Below are 15,217 nucleotides of genomic sequence, written 5' to 3' on the forward strand. Positions count from 1 at the left end.
TTAAAGAATAGCACATCATGCCGTACACCAGCTTAAACCCCGCTACTAATGAAACGCTGAAGACTTTCACCAGCTGGGACAGCCAGCGCCTCACGTCGGCGCTGGAACAGGCTAGCGACGCCCAGCGGACCTGGGCGGGAACAAAATTTCCAGAACGCGCGGAGCGCATGAACCGCGTCGCCATGCTATTGCACGAGCGGGTCAACGAATACGCCGCGCTGATGGCAATGGAAATGGGGAAGCCAGTGCGCGAAGGGCGCGCTGAGGTGGAGAAGTGCTCGTTGGCATGTGATTATTATGCTGTGCACGCGGAGCACTTCATGCAGCTCGAACCGGTGCAAACTGACGCTGGCAAAAGCTACGTTTCCTATGAGCCGCTCGGTGTCGTGCTGGGCATCATGCCTTGGAATTTTCCTTTTTTTCAGGTCATTCGCTTCGCCGCCCCGGGTCTCATGGCGGGCAACGCCTGTGTTTTAAAACATGCGTCCAACGTGCCGCAATGCGCTCAGGCGCTGGAGCAGCTGTTCCTTGACGCAGGTTTTCCTTCCCATCTTTTTACCACCCTCATGATCGAAACCGCGGAGGTGGCGAGTGCGATTGCCAGCCCCTTTGTGCATGGTGTAACACTGACCGGCTCAGAGGCAGCCGGGCGTAAAGTCGCTTCCCATGCCGGTCAACATTTGAAGAAATGCGTATTGGAACTTGGCGGATCGGATGCATTTATTATTTTAAAAGATGCCGATCTCGACCTTGCGGCCAGCTTTGCAGTAAGGTCGCGCTTCCAGAACTGCGGTCAATCCTGCATCGCTGCCAAGCGCATCATTCCGGTGGTGGAAATAGCGGATGAATTTTTGACGCTGTTCACAAAGAAAGCGGCAGATTTAAAGATGGGGGACCCGATGAGCGAAACAACTCAGCTCGGTCCAATGGCAAGACTGGATCTACGGGAAGACTTGCAACAACAAGTTGTCGATTCGATTGCACAGGGCGCGGAGCCGGTTCTAGGGTGCAAACCTGTTCCCGGCGCCGGTGCGTTTTATCCGCCATCGATACTCTACCGGGTCACAGCCAAAACCCGGGCTTATAATGAGGAATTATTCGGCCCCGTGGCTGCTGTAATCCCCGCCGCGAATGAGGAGGAGGCGATCCATATTGCCAACGATACTCGTTTTGGGCTTGGTTCGAGCATCTGGAGCAGAAACTCCGAACATGCGGAAGAAGTCGCGCGCCAGGTTCAGGCCGGCTGCAGTTTCATCAACGGTATGGTTCGGTCCGATCCGCGGCTCCCGTTTGGCGGTATAAAGTCTTCCGGCTTCGGCCGCGAGTTGTCGTATCACGGCATGCGAGAGTTCGTTAACATCAAGACGGTCTGGATACGCTGATTGTCGCGGCCTATGCCTGGTGAAGGGGCCGGAGTATTAGCGTGGATGCCGCGCCGATTCTTCCGGAACAGCGAAAGGAATGAGCCGCAACGATTAAATCCCGTCAGATCACACCCTGGCCGATCATCGCGTCTGCGACCTTCACGAAGCCAGCGACATTGGCGCCGTTGACATAACTGACGGTGCCGTCACCGCGACGGCCGTACCGAAGGCAGGACTGATGGATAGCCTGCATGATTTCGAGCAAGCGCGCGTCCACCTCTTCCCTGGGCCATGAAAGCCGCATGGCGTTCTGGCTCATTTCCAGACCGGAGGTGGCTACGCCGCCCGCGTTGCTGGCTTTGCCGGGCGCAAATAGAATGCCGCCACGTTCAAAGCATTTCACGGCCTCTGCAGTGGACGGCATGTTAGCGCCTTCTGCGACGCAGATTATCCCGTTTTTAACCAGGGTGGCAGCATCCTCTTCGTTCAGTTCATTCTGCGTCGCGCACGGCAGAGCGACATCCACCGGCACATGCCAGGGCCGAATGTCGGGCAAGAATTTGGCCTTGACCCGTTCGGCATAGACGCTTATTCGGGCATAAAGGCGATTCTTTACTTCCATCAACTCAGACAGTTTTTCAGGTGTGAAGCCTTCCTCATCCAGGACCGTACCGCTGGAATCCGAGACGGTGACCACTTTAGCGCCGAGGGCCATGGCTTTCTCCACCGCGTATTGCGCCACGTTCCCCGAACCCGAGACCGAAACCCTTAACCCGTCGAGGGAGCGGCCGGATTGTTTGAGCATTTCCTCGGCGAAATAAACCGTGCCGTACCCGGTCGCTTCCGGGCGGATCAGCGAGCCGCCGAAGCTGAGCCCCTTTCCGGTAAAAACACAGTCCGCGCGGTTGGACAACTTTTTCATCATGCCAGCCATGAATCCCACTTCGCGGCCGCCGACGCCAATATCCCCGGCGGGCACATCGACATCCGACCCGATATGACGGAACAACTCACTCATATAAGCCTGACAGAAACGCATCACTTCGCCCTGACTTCGCCCCTTGGGATCGAAATCCGAGCCGCCCTTGCCGCCGCCCATGGGTAGCGTGGTAAGCGCATTCTTGAAAGTCTGCTCGAATGCAAGAAATTTCAGGATAGAGAGATTCACTGAGGGATGAAAACGGGTGCCTCCCTTGTAAGGACCGATGGATGAGCTATGCTGGATCCGGTAGCCACGGTTGACATTCACCTCGCCGCGGTCGTCTACCCACGCGACCCTGAAAATGATTACCCGCTCCGGCTCCGTCAGGCGGTCGAGAAGACCATGCTCGGCATACTTCGGATGCTGCGCGATGAACGGCCACAGGCTTTCCATCACTTCGGCCACCGCCTGCATATATTCAGGCTGCCCGGGATTGCGTACGGCAATATAAGTGCAGAATTCTTCAAAGCTTTGATACTTCATCCCATTCCCCTTTGTAACAAAACCATTCCCCCAAGGTGAGTATTCTGCCAAATTACTCGCCGCATCGCACTGTATTTATAAGGATAGCCTGCATAAAAGTTGCGGCACGTTTCATAACCTGGATTTGCAATCGCGGCCGTATAAAAGCGGGGCATTGTGAGCTATTCGCATCGGAGGACAATCTCGCGGTTAGTCGAAACAGGATCTGTCGGATAGGGGAACGTGGTGCCGCTCCTACACCTGCCTTATAACCACTCTAAGCGGGGCCATCCGAAGTGGGCCATCCGAAGCGACGAAAAGCAATAAATGCTGGACCGGCTACTTTGGCTCGGCATCATTTTTGTTATTTTCGTCTTCATTTTTGCGCGGTCTTGATGGTCTTGTCCACCAGACTATGAGAATGAGCAAGGACAAGGCCACGAGCGCTTCGAGGATTATCACCCACATGTTTTTAAGGTTGCTGTATATTTATAAGATGCCACTTTAACCAAAAACGCGATGAAAAACCAATTAGCTTTATTGGCTCTCGCCTCGCTGTTGTTGCTCGACGGCTGTACTACGGCCCCCACGAGAACGACTAAAGTACCAGAACCGGTTTCGCCAGCGCCGTCTGAAGCAGTCCCGCCCATCGTGCTCAAGCAAACCGACTGGAATTCACTGACCGGCTGGACAGATGATGATATTCAGCCGGCGTGGGAGGCTTTCCTCCGTAGTTGTGCTGTCCTGAAAAACAAACCGCTGTGGCAGGGAACCTGCATAGAGGCTGAATCCATGCAGGCGCCGGATAGTGTCGCCCTGAGGCAATTTATCGAGAGCCGCTTTGTCCCGCATCAGGTGTTGAACTCGGATGGTGGCGGGGAAGGCCTGATCACCGGCTACTATGAGCCTTTGCTGAAGGGCAGCCGCAAGCAGTCCAAGCGTTTCCGGTATCCGTTATACACGACCCCCGACGAGTTATTGGTAATCGATTTGGGCGAAGTGTATCCGGAGCTGAAAAACTTGCGATTGCGCGGACGTTTACAGGGACGAAAGGTGGTGCCTTACTACAGCCGCGCCGAGATAGACAGCAATGGGGCACAGCTGAAAGGGAAGGAGTTGCTGTGGGTGGATGACGAGATCGACTTGTTTTTCCTGCAGATTCAAGGTTCGGGTCGCGTTGAGCTCGAAAATGGTGAAGTCGTGCGCGTAGGCTATTCCGACCAGAATGGCCATCCCTACAAATCCGTTGGAAGACTGCTGGTAGAGCGCGGAGAGATGTCTCTGGAAAAGGCTTCTATGCAGGGGATCAAGGCTTGGGCGCAAAAAAATCCACGAAAACTGGCCGATCTTCTGAATCAGAACTCGAGTTTTGTCTTTTTTCGAGAGTTGCCGGCCAACGGGTCAGGCCCCCTGGGATCGCTCGGCATACCACTCACCCCTGGTCGCAGCCTTGCTGTCGATCCTCGCGCGGTCCCCCAGGGCGCCCCCGTTTTTCTTGCCACCACCTGGCCCAATACCGACAAGCGGCTTAACCGTTTAATGGTGGCGCAGGATACGGGCGGCGCCATCAAGGGTAATGTGCGTGCTGATTTCTTCTGGGGCTTTGGCCCTGAAGCCGCGAACCAAGCAGGGAAGATGAGACAGCCGGGCAAGATGTGGGTATTGATGCCAGCCGGTTATGTATCGCCGGGCGAATTACCGCAGACGCCCGTGGCGCAAAAGAGCTGTTGTTGAATGTGAACGTGTTGAGCGTGACGTCGCGGCGCTATTTTGTGCCTGCGGCATTCAGTTTCTTTTCGATCGTATCGGCCGGGATCATTCCTGGTATCACCGATCCATCGGCGAATATCAGGGTTGGCGTACCATTTATCCCATTCTTTCTGCCCGCCTGAAGAAGCGTTTCAATGGGCGTATCACAATTCTTTCCAGTCGGAGCGGTGCCTTTCAACATGAAGTCATCCCAAGCCTTTAGCCGGTTGGGGGAACACCAGATAGACGTGGCGGTTGGCATCGAACCATTGAGTACCGGATAAAGCAGCGTGTATATCGTTACATCCGTGATGTTGACCAGTTCCTTTTCCAGGCGCTTGCAATATGGGCAGTTCGGGTCGGAAAAAACCACCAGCTTGCGCTTGCCGTTGCCCTTGACCGCTTTAATCGCCTGATCAAGCGGAAGCGTATCCATGCTGACGCGGCGCGTATCCTTTATCTGTTGCAGGCGCTCGCTGGTCAGGCTCTGCTTCGTCTGCGGGTCAACCACATGACCAAAAAAAAGGTACGTTGCTTTTTCATCGGTGTAAAACAGCTCCCCCCCCACCACAACCTCATACAATCCCAGATAGGTCGTTTTTTTCACGCTATCGATCTTTTCGCCGGAAAAAGTTGCCTGTAGCGCTTTTTTTACAGCTTCTTCGTCAGCAAAGGCCGAGCCTGCCAGCAAGCACAATACCAAGGTAGGGAAAACGAGATTCAAACGCATGACCATCGCTCCGGTTAAGTGGATCTATCAAGGTTGTTGCTGATTCGGCTTCAACTCAACGCATGCTGAATCAACCGGTCCTTTATCAACGGGAGCCGATTGGTAATTCCCAGCCCTAAATTACGCAAGCGGACCAGTGTTGGGTTGGGATGAGCGAATAACTTCTGCAGGCCGTCCGTGACGAGTTCCAGAGCGAGTATGTCTTCTTTGCGTGTGCGCTCATAACGGCGCAGCAGCAGATAATCCCCGCAATCCGGTTCCGGTCCCCGCATTAAAAGAGTGCTCGCAAGTTCGCGCGCATCGCGCAAGCCAAGATTGACGCCTTGTCCCGCCAGCGGATGAATGCCATGGGCGGCATCGCCAATAAGCGCAAGTCGCGGTCGGACCAGTTGTTTCACGTGCACGAAATTCAATGGGAAGCCAGCAGGCCGGGTGACAAGTTGCATCTCGCCCAGGGCGCCGTTCGCGGCATTTCTAACCTGGCTGCATAACTCTGCTTCAGGCGCATCGAGCAATGCACGGGCTTGATCTTCTTCCAACGACCATACCAGGGACACCATCTTCCCCGGCAGTGGCAGCAGGGCCAGCACGCCATCGCGCCGGAACCATTGATGAGCAACGTTGTTATGACGTCGCTCTGTGCTGAAATTCGCCACCACGCCTATCTGCTGATACGGATGGCGAGAAACTTCAATTTGCGCTTGTTCTCGCACCCAGGAATTCAAACCGTCCGCGCCCACAATCAGCGAGCCTTGCAGCATCGTCCCGTCCACCAACTGCAACTCGGCGTGTGATTCATTCCACGTGACCGATGCGGATTGAGCCGGGCAGAATATCCGGATATGCTTTTTGTGACGATTGAGCGCATCCCACACTGCCGCCTGAAGCTGGCGATTTTCCAAGATGAAGGCAAGTTCGGGACATCCAATATCGTAGGCGCTGAAATCGAGACGCGCCGCATTGTCATCGCCAAATACCGCCATTTTATAAACAGGCGTAATCCTGGCCTCGTCCACCGCTTGCCATACGTGGAGGTCTTGCAGAAAGCTGGCACTGCCGGGGCTAACGGCGTAAATTCTGCTGTCCCAGCTCTTGTCATCCGGTAGGGGGGCGGGTGGGCGGGATTCCACCAGCGCAATCTTTAAACCGCTGTTTTTGAGAGCAAGCGCAAGGCTTGCTCCAACCAGACCGCCGCCAATAATTACGATATCGAATTTCATCAAATCATTATACCCGGCTTTGAATTCCGGAGATGACGTGAGACAGGTTTCCCGGACGGTGGCTTTCGCAACGGGGGGGGCAAAAAGCTCAGCTAATTAGTTTTTATATGCTTATCATGGGGATACGGAGCTAACCCTTTCGTTAATCTTGACACCGTGCCCTGCTAAAGGCAGAATTTCGCCTCTTCAGCGAATGTGTGGCGAATTAGCTCAGTGGTTAGAGCAGCGGAATCATAATCCGTTGGTCCCCAGTTCGAATCTGGGATTCGCTACCAAAAAACAAAGGCTTACGTTCAAAAGCGTAAGCCTTTTGTCTTTCATGGGACACTGTTGGGACACTTGGGATTAACTATACCCCCTCGCTACCTCTTCTTTTCTTACAGCGTAGGACTCCGTCAGCACGACCCTATGCACCGTGGTTGGGGAATACGTCCCCCGAAATATGAACATTGGTGGGGGCACCTACCATCCCCCGGCGGAGATTATTACTCGCCCTCGGGAACATGTGCCGGAAATAATGTCCTGTTAGCGACTTCTCTACCCGCGCACATATCCACGGTTTCTTCTTCTCAGCAGCTTCTTTCGGGGTTCGATAGCCTTAGGTCATTCCGATAAACAGCAGTTCATTGTTGTGAAGCATGATCATCCGTGAGTACTGGCCGGGCGCGGGATTGTAGGAAGGAATGGTATCCCCGAACCACTTCACGTGATCGCTTGTATCAGCACCGAGCGCCTTGGCGTAATAGCGCCGCGTTCCTGATTGCTCAAATCTGCCCCGCATTGCCATTTTTTCGCGATGCCCGGGGGATGTGGGAAGGATCGGCCCATAGACCTCGGTTGATTAATGCTTCCATATCCGCCTTTTTAAAAAATGTACTATAAATAACTAAGCACAAACGCTAAGTCAAGAATGTGCTTGCTTTCGGAGTAATTGCCTGAACAAAACAAAAAACGATGCAGTTCCTTTTTAACGGAGGTAGTATGAATTTCACTAACAAATCTAATAATATCTGTCGGACGCTCCTAGTGATAACTGGAACATTGATCGGCTCTCTTTCCGCGCAGGCTAGCACGACCTACAATTTTATCAGCGCCCCCGTTTACCTAGGGGAGTTACAAAATTCGGGGCAAAACGAGGTCCAAACCAACCCCGGCTTGCTGCAATCCCCTAATAGCCCTTTGCCTAGCCCCCCGATCTATATCGGTTCACCGATAACTGCTTACCTGAGCTTCACCTCGCCTCTCGCGCCAAATTCCACCACTCCAATTCATTTGGAAAGCGGTGGGTTTAATCTCCTCGGGCCAACTAAGGGAGGTCTGGAGGGCTATTGGGCTGGCGGTTCTATGGTCCCTATATCGAACGATATAAACAACTACGTGGCAGGGTCTTCTGTAGACACGGTTAAGTACGCCCACTACAGCGCAGTGGACGGGCAAGTGACAACCGATGCGAACGGTAAAATTTCCGCCTGGACCCTGGACTACACTTTATATGGCGGCGACAGCAGCACCTTTCTTACAATAGATAAAAGTACGAACCTGCCCACGCCTCCGAATGTGTTCCCTTTCTCACAACAAGACGCAACGGTTAGCATAAGTAGCAACCCCGCTTCACCTGTAACCCTTTCCAATGTGGTTGCGTTAAATGGGGAGCCCCATACCGGCAACTTTTCCTTCAATGGATCGGATACGGCATTTGTAGACCAAGGCAGTGTCCAATTTCGATACTACACACAAGAAGCTGGAACCTTTGTTTCGGCGGTACCAGAGCCGGAAACTTGGACCATGATGCTGATAGGACTAAGTCTTCTTGGTTGGAGGGCGCGCCGCGTAAAGAAATCGCTAGCGTAGTCTGAACCCGCCCTAGTGTTAATTGAAGTAGCAAGGGTAGGGGTACTTAACGGGGGAGGGCTTCGTCCGCAACTGGGGCCGCCCCCCACCCCGTCACGGGACTGGCACTAGGTTAAACTTACCGTCCGCCGCTTCTATATCTTGTTCTGTATCTGTATTTAGGACCGTTACCGTTACTTACTCTCTAGGCAGAGCGCCTAGGCGGGGATACCTTACACGAACCCCGGCCTGCCAGGCTCTACCCTAGTTCAGGCGTACCCGGGGGGTGCCAGAGAGCTTTATCAACATAGCGTCTCCTATCCCTGGACCGGAAACGTACGCGCTATTCATGGCAGGCTTGGGCCTGATGGGTTTCATGGAGGCGTCGTCGCAAGACTTCTTAAATAACTTCGTCCTAAGGCACAGAGGGCAGTCGCCCCTTTGCCCTTTGCTGTTTACTCATGAGCGTGCATCGCAATCCTATTTAACCCCTTCATAGCATCTCGAAACCACTATTTGCAAAGGGGTCCGTCGTACGCCGTTGCTGCCCGGCACTGCGTGATTGCGCCATTATGTAAGCCCAGTCATGATTTCAGCATCACCGTAGCGAGAATGTTACTAGACACACCCGCTCCGCTATTGTTACCACCCGGCATCAAAAATCGTTGACTAGCCACCCAGTGATCTATTTGTAATTTTCGGCTTAGGTTCTCGCTTCATTACCACTACCAAATAAAATCTTCCGCCAGCCTGAGAGCGTTAATAAGAATGCCGGGTCAGTGGTTTCGTTGAACAGCCCTTCCAATTTATTGCGGAAATAGAGATTGCCCGCTGCGTGTGTCACCAGTTTATTGGTCAAGTAGGGCCAGTTAAACAAGAACTCAGCCTTACGGTAAACGTCATACTTGGGCTGAAGCCGGCTAATACCAGTTGTATACGTGCGCGCCACGGCACTACGCCCCAAATGAGATTGGCTGATGATCGAATCCGCAGCGAGGATGCCTGTTTCCATCGCTTTGCCGATTCCCTCGCCAGTAAGCGGGAAAGTCGTGCCGACACATTCCCCGATACCCATCAAGCCGCCGGTGGCGAAGCGTGCGCCGGACAAGCCAGTTCGGAGCGGTGAGCCTTTAAGGGGGCTCATGATTTCTCCATCTCGCATCAGGTCCCGTGCCAACGGCATCTTGGCGATAAAACGCTCATAGGTTCGTCGGGCATTGCTGTGCTTGTGTGCTGAGCCGAAAAAGCCGATGCCGATATTGAATATTGCATCTGGTCCGGGAAAAACCCAGCCATAGCCGCCCTTCACAGTATGGTCGAAGGCAAATACTAGTTCCTTGAAATTCTTCGATACGCGTTCGTTACGGACGTACTGGCGAACGGCAAAGCTTTTGCTCTCGGCTCGAAGCAGTAAACCCGCCCGCCGAATTGGTTTGACAGCGGCTCCAGTTGCCAGCAAAACCCATTCGGCTCGGGCAGCGACGGAACTGGCGCCGTAGGAAAATTCGACGCGGTAATTTGTTGCATCCTCGTTTACGACGTTGACGAGTTCATGCCCAGGCAGAAACTCAGCGCCACCTTCAACCGCGCTCTTTACCAGCAACTCATCCAGTTCCAGGCGCGGCACGCAGGCGCTGACCGCCCTCACCAAAACGTTGCTACCATCGAAGCCGATCAGACGCATTCCCTGGGAGGGGAAAGCAATACGGGTAACGCTCTCTACCAGCCCGAGTTTTTCCAGCGCATGGTACGCGTCAGGGATAAGCGCATCGCCGCAGATTTTGTCCCGTGGAAAGACTGCCTTGTCGAACAAGCCAACGGATAAGTTGGCTTTCGCCAGGATGCGGGCTGCCGCACACCCTGCGGGACCCGCACCAATGACGATCACATCGTAAGCCTCCCTCACACTGATTTACTGTTCAAATTGGGTACTGCACAGGTGCGTCCCCTGAAAACACTGCGATTATCTTGCCGGGGGTTTGCTGACACAAATACCGCTGCAGTCAGCTCCGCCACGAGCGGGATCGCAATCGTCCGAGGGATCATCCACGCATGTTTTGCCAGCAGGGCACGGGAACCCCGCAATTCCGCCGCACATTTGTTTGGGTTCCTTCTCTCCGTACGCGGGACTGCCCTTGGGAGGGTAGTCGACACGTTTCCCGCCGCCGGGTTTCGTGGGCTCCGCTGCCCCAACACTGACTGTCTCTCGAATTTGGCGCGGCTGCACCGTTTCCACATCTATCGATTCCACATCCCCATCTGTGTGACGTGCTGTGTAAACGCCCACTACGTCCAACGGTACCGGGCTTTTCACGACGAGAAATCCTTCCAGGAAGGCAAAATCAACGCAGACCCCATCAATGGGACAAAAATAGCCCGCGACATCGAAGCAGCTTACCCCCACCGCGCCATCCGGCTGCAGCTCGGCTTCCTTGAATGGGGTAACGGCGAACGGACCTGGGTCCGAGCCAAACTGGGTAGACAGCGCCACCTTGGCTGCAACGGTAACCTTCTTGTCCGTGGGATTGTGTATATTGATGACCGTGCGGTATGTGCCGCGCGCCAAGGTGCCGTCCTGATGCGGCAGCAGGAGCGAGCAGGCAACTTTGGCGGCATACTGGTATTCCGTTTTGATTGTTTTGGAAGGCTTCAACGGCTCCGCCTGCGATGCTGGAATAAATTCGGCAGGACCAAGCGCTGTCCACAAACCCATCAATACCGCTATAACCCGGAATGCATTCAACTGCTGTTTCATGACGGCCACCTCCCAAAGGCGTTGAGAACGGATTAATCCCCAATTATTGTTATGCAGCAAGAGGCTCGGCTTCCATGAGCTCTAGGTTTATTCATAGCAGCGTTTCTTTTTTAGTCAAACGGATTTGAATTTATCCCCGCGCGGGCTAGCGATAAGGGAGAGCTATTGCCAGACGTGGCTGCGTTCGTCGAAAACAAACAACGCGTGCACAGCACCGGAACGAAAGAATCAGGAAGAGCTCGGATGGGATTGCGACAATGACGAGGGGTCTCTACCGGAGCGTCATTTTTTGGAAAGCGCAGCTGCGCCTGACGAAAAGAAGCGACCTGCATTCACGGCGCCATAGAGTGCGCACATGCGCTAACTCGTACTTGTGCTGGCCTCAATTTTCGCTGTTGGGGCGCCCGACCAGCTTTTTGAGCAGATCATCACTGGATTTTTTAACGGATTCGAGAACGATATGCAGCTCGAGAAGATTCACGCCCAAAGGGTGTTTGCAATGAGGGCAACAAAGCTTTGGTTCGAATTTAAGCCGCGAGATCGTTTCCTCGAAATCAACCGAACATTGAGGACACGCGATGGTAATCTTCTCTGAATCAAGATCGAGCGACACGGCGATGCCTCTTGTAATCCGGTTGTGACCAGCATTGCGAATCTTATCACGTTAGCAGAACGCCGATCCAAGGCGACTCAGGTTTTCATGGAAATGTCGAGTTATGCTGCGCTGGCCGCCCTACGGCTAATGCCTTGAAAATAGCCGCGCTTGTATGGGGGAAAAGTGAGGATTGACTAAAAAAACCTGGGAGACTGATGCGAAAACGGAAGCGCCCCGCTCGCTACGCTGTATTAACGTCAACTTACCGACGTTAACAGCGGCAAAAAGGACGCAAGTTGACGTACTGCGAACCCGTTTACCTGTTTGAGCGGGGATTTATACTCTCGGGATTATCTGAGGGGAGGGTCAATCGAATTAGCGTAATAACTATATGTGAATATTAGATTTAATAAGTGGGCAATAGTTAACATACCGTCAAAAATACCGTTATTCGTGCTGCGTTACCCCTGCTATGGTGCTGCATAATGCTCTGGGTGTTTGCGTTGAACGGGAGTGGGCTTGACTTTGATTCACTCCCGGCAAACGAGCCCTTTATAGGTGAAGGAGATTTGGTACGAACTTGCCCAAGTTTGTGGAATACCAATCCGGTTTCTTCCCATGGATCAAGCCCTTTAACGGAAATTAAAACGCGACCGTCAGGCGCCTCGCAAAATACCTGACCTTCAAGCCATACACCGTCCCTTATCTTAGCGCGCACAGCATCTTCGTTATAACCGGTTAGCCCTTAGAACCTTCGAATTGTGACGTATTTGGTCATTTTGCAGCTTCTTAAACATCCAGTTCCCCCTTTTCAAATGTGGAAAAATCGGTTTTGATAAAGCTTTCATCAAGAACGCGGATGGGGGAGGGGTTATCTTTAATTTTTTTCATTAACTCAATTATTCCGAAGTGCGCTTTGTTCATCTTTTCTTCAAAAGCTATATATTCCTTTGTGGCCTCATCACATTCAAGATAGATGGAAAAGGACTTTATCGCCTCTAATACCTTCCCTACTGATCCACCAAGAATACAAAGTTTCACCTGCATATCTTCGTGCAAATTGTTTGGTAAGGGCAAGACGGAATAAAAATTACTTTTTCTACCAGTAGATTTTGAGTCATGGATCACTGACTGCCAAGTTGGATGTTTGATCTGGCATAACCACTTGTAATGATAATAAGAAATAGTCCACGAATCTTCATACTCGCCAGGGGAAATCCTCTTGCCCAACTTGTTCTGTAACTCGATCCATTGACGGGCATTTAATTGAGCTAACTTTTTGGCTCCCCACGGTATTTCGGCATATTTTACTTTCATTGCTTCTCTGGCTAGCTTTTCTGAGCTCGCCAATACTGCCGCAATTAACGCATTCTCAAATACCGAGGCGCCGACACTTGCCGCCTGTGAGGAATACCCCATTTCTACGAGCAGCCAGATGCAGCGAAGATCGTTTATTGACCGCTTTAGAAAAGGGGCAGCGGCAATAAAAGGAAGCTGCCCATGATTCTTTGCATTAAGAATCGGGGCTAGCATGCCCGCTTCGACGCATACTTTTACAATCTGCTCCCAAGGCGAAAGCTGCTCCCGCATCGTGTCCTTAGCTAATTTTTCTACATCCCCTAGAACAGACCAAACAGTTTCAATTTCCTTCAAGGTACGCATTTTATTTTCAAATAATATAGTATTAGCTCAGCATTATTACATCTTCGCATATTTAGAAATGTGGATGCGGGCATCTGCACATCTCAACAAAACAATAACCCCAGCCTTTCGAGCTGGGGGTTCTGGACTAGCACTACCTCAAAGCGGTTCAGTGGTTGCATTTTTGTGTTGAAACGTTTGCCTGGCGGGGCATCTGCTTTGTCGGTAGCTGTGTCGGTGCTTCTTGCGAAGCTGTAGGCAGAGTTCGGTGGCCCGTTCAGTTCGGCTGGCGACCGTGGACGACCCCTGCATAATATTCGCTTATACTTGTGCTTTTATATGGGAGGGTGGATGTGGATGTTTCGGACATGGATGTTTGGGAGTGCGCACTATTCATCGAAAAAAAACTTGAGAAGATCGAGTCAGATGGAATAGTGTCGCTAGGGCTGGCACAGCGCCTCATAAAAGATTCTGCTCATTGGTATGGACACTCAAACGGCCCTATTAAGGCCCCCAAGCATTTTGAGCGAATTGTATCGGGGCCGTACGGTTGGGAAGTGCCTTTTGGAGCAAATTCGTTCCTTGTAGAGCAAGCAATACGTCGATCCAATAAAAAAACTCATACTGTGCTTGACAGTGTTTCTCTCACTAACGAAAAATGGCCATCCTCCATTTTACGAGAGGAGTTACGTAATTCAGTTCGCGGAGCCGTATCTAATCACTGCGGAGAAGAATATCCAACTCTATGGCCGGTCACAAAGGGCCATATGCGATTTGGTACTCAATCAATACATGTTGACGACTTCATTTTTAGCTATTGGCAACTTGCACATTTGAATCTAGTCACTGATTGAGCCTCTTAGCCTTATCCGTTCCCCGATCGTTGCCAAGTTCCTCTTTCGTGTATTTGAAGCTCAGCTTTTCCCATTTTCTTATAGCCAGCCGCCTAGCTTCAGCGTTGCCTTTGAAGCACATCCCAGGATTGATGAAAAAAGCGTCGGTTCCTGAGTCTGTTTTATAACGATCAATTAATCTGTCACCGCGAAGCCTGGTCAAATACCTGCTCACATTTGGAAGATCAATTTTCGTCTCTCTTGAAATCGTCGTTGGAGACACATGGGCTATGTTACCGAAGTGCATATTCTTTATGAGATATCCCAGCACGTTACCTGCCTTCGTTTTACCCGCTTGAATTAAGTAATCAATACCGTGGCAGAACTATTGCTGGCGCAGGCTCGTGCTCTGCAAAGAGCTTTTCCAAGCTATCATTGACAAGGAATCGTACCGCAGCGGAGTCATCGCTACTCTCATAGACGAGGCAACTGTTGCCTTTCCAGATCTTAATTCTTCTGCAAAACTGCCTGTAGCATCGGAAATTCTTGCAGAAATAGCCGCAATGGAATTTCTTTCTCCTTTCGCGATAGAGTGACCATTTGTAGACAGTTACAGGCATCCCAAACTCGGGGCTTCGACACAATTGCCGAAAATTACACGATTCCTCGCGTAATGGTTGAAAAATATCTATCTCAACAGTACATGTCTAGCCTTGATGTTCGGGTCTTAAGTCAACACCCTCGCTAGCAGTGTCACCTTTAATCTGTACCCAAATAGAACCCACTCGGATACTATCCAAACAACCGGATTAGAAATAACGGGCCGGTACTAAACGGAATATGCCTCAAAAACCATCAAGAGAATCAGCCTAATTTTCAGTAGCTATATTGTTCTGTGGCTTGCCATCCCTGTATTAGGCCTCCATGGAAAACACATCCATGTTTGACTCTCCCCTGCTTTGAATCTCGTCCAGCATTGACGCTGCAAGGGCTTGGCCGTCTTTCTCGGTTAGTAGTTGGGATTGATGTTGTTGCATGGTGCCTCTCTAATGGTTA

The 15,217-nt window shown here is 51.9% G+C and carries 13 protein-coding genes and 1 tRNA gene; 4 read left to right on the top strand and 10 right to left on the bottom strand.

All coding sequences use genetic code 11. The features are described 5' to 3' along the window. Positions 1-17 precede the first annotated feature (17 nt). Entirely contained in the window at positions 18-1,382 is a 1,365-nt protein-coding gene (locus BM022_RS02260) for an NAD-dependent succinate-semialdehyde dehydrogenase (RefSeq protein WP_091136488.1), read from the top strand. A gap of 103 nt (positions 1,383-1,485) precedes the next feature. Here the strand turns inward: BM022_RS02260 and gdhA are convergent, their stop codons facing one another. After that, the gene (gdhA, locus tag BM022_RS02265) at positions 1,486-2,829 is read right to left on the bottom strand and encodes an NADP-specific glutamate dehydrogenase (protein ID WP_091136490.1); all 1,344 of its coding nucleotides are present in this window, start codon (positions 2,827-2,829) and stop codon (positions 1,486-1,488) included. A gap of 498 nt (positions 2,830-3,327) precedes the next feature. On the opposite strand from gdhA, the gene BM022_RS02270 reads away from it, so the two are divergent. Beyond that, positions 3,328-4,542 carry a murein transglycosylase A gene (locus BM022_RS02270; RefSeq protein WP_091136492.1) on the top strand — a complete coding sequence of 405 codons (1,215 nt, stop codon included), beginning with the start codon at positions 3,328-3,330 and terminating at the stop codon, positions 4,540-4,542. A 31-nt stretch (positions 4,543-4,573) separates the two neighbouring features. Here BM022_RS02270 and BM022_RS02275 read toward each other — a convergent pair whose 3' ends face one another. Continuing rightward, complete coding sequence (locus tag BM022_RS02275) at positions 4,574-5,287, bottom strand: DsbC family protein (RefSeq protein WP_091136495.1); 714 nt, start codon at positions 5,285-5,287, stop codon at positions 4,574-4,576. A 50-nt stretch (positions 5,288-5,337) separates the two neighbouring features. Further along, complete coding sequence (locus BM022_RS02280) at positions 5,338-6,507, bottom strand: UbiH/UbiF family hydroxylase (RefSeq protein WP_091136498.1); 1,170 nt, start codon at positions 6,505-6,507, stop codon at positions 5,338-5,340. Between the two features lie 199 nt (positions 6,508-6,706). On the opposite strand from BM022_RS02280, the gene BM022_RS02285 reads away from it, so the two are divergent. Continuing rightward, positions 6,707-6,782, top strand: a tRNA-Met gene (locus BM022_RS02285). Positions 6,783-7,105: 323 nt separating this feature from the next. Here BM022_RS02285 and BM022_RS02290 read toward each other — a convergent pair. Beyond that, positions 7,106-7,294 carry an SOS response-associated peptidase family protein gene (locus BM022_RS02290; RefSeq protein WP_091136501.1) on the bottom strand — a complete coding sequence of 63 codons (189 nt, stop codon included), beginning with the start codon at positions 7,292-7,294 and terminating at the stop codon, positions 7,106-7,108. 194 nt (positions 7,295-7,488) lie between these two features. Here BM022_RS02290 and BM022_RS15845 point away from each other — a divergent pair, with 194 nt between their 5' ends. Then, positions 7,489-8,358 (top strand): PEP-CTERM sorting domain-containing protein, encoded by an 870-nt coding sequence (locus tag BM022_RS15845; RefSeq protein WP_256208841.1) that lies wholly within the window; start codon positions 7,489-7,491, stop codon positions 8,356-8,358. Positions 8,359-9,040: 682 nt separating this feature from the next. Here the strand turns inward: BM022_RS15845 and BM022_RS02300 are convergent. The 6 genes from BM022_RS02300 to BM022_RS15850 all read right to left on the bottom strand — a co-directional run bounded on the left by BM022_RS02300 (position 9,041) and on the right by BM022_RS15850 (position 15,198). Beyond that, positions 9,041-10,225, bottom strand: a complete 1,185-nt coding sequence (locus BM022_RS02300) for an NAD(P)/FAD-dependent oxidoreductase (RefSeq protein ID WP_177191602.1) — start codon at positions 10,223-10,225, stop codon at positions 9,041-9,043. Positions 10,226-10,300: 75 nt separating this feature from the next. Then, complete coding sequence (locus BM022_RS02305) at positions 10,301-11,092, bottom strand: Kazal-type serine protease inhibitor domain protein (protein WP_256208842.1); 792 nt, start codon at positions 11,090-11,092, stop codon at positions 10,301-10,303. 382 nt (positions 11,093-11,474) lie between these two features. Beyond that, complete coding sequence (locus BM022_RS15015; RefSeq protein WP_143079504.1) at positions 11,475-11,705, bottom strand: hypothetical protein; 231 nt, start codon at positions 11,703-11,705, stop codon at positions 11,475-11,477. 771 nt (positions 11,706-12,476) lie between these two features. Next, entirely contained in the window at positions 12,477-13,349 is an 873-nt protein-coding gene (locus BM022_RS02320; protein ID WP_091136509.1) for a hypothetical protein, read from the bottom strand. A gap of 822 nt (positions 13,350-14,171) precedes the next feature. Then, a complete protein-coding gene (locus BM022_RS02325) occupies positions 14,172-14,492 on the bottom strand; it encodes a replication/maintenance protein RepL (RefSeq protein ID WP_091136511.1) in 321 nt (106 codons plus the stop codon). Between the two features lie 583 nt (positions 14,493-15,075). Next, positions 15,076-15,198 carry a hypothetical protein gene (locus BM022_RS15850; protein WP_256208843.1) on the bottom strand — a complete coding sequence of 41 codons (123 nt, stop codon included), beginning with the start codon at positions 15,196-15,198 and terminating at the stop codon, positions 15,076-15,078. Between the last annotated feature and the right edge of the window lie 19 nt (positions 15,199-15,217).

It is taken from the genome of Nitrosospira sp. Nsp14 (assembly GCF_900113575.1).
Taxonomy (GTDB): Bacteria; Pseudomonadota; Gammaproteobacteria; order Burkholderiales; family Nitrosomonadaceae; genus Nitrosospira.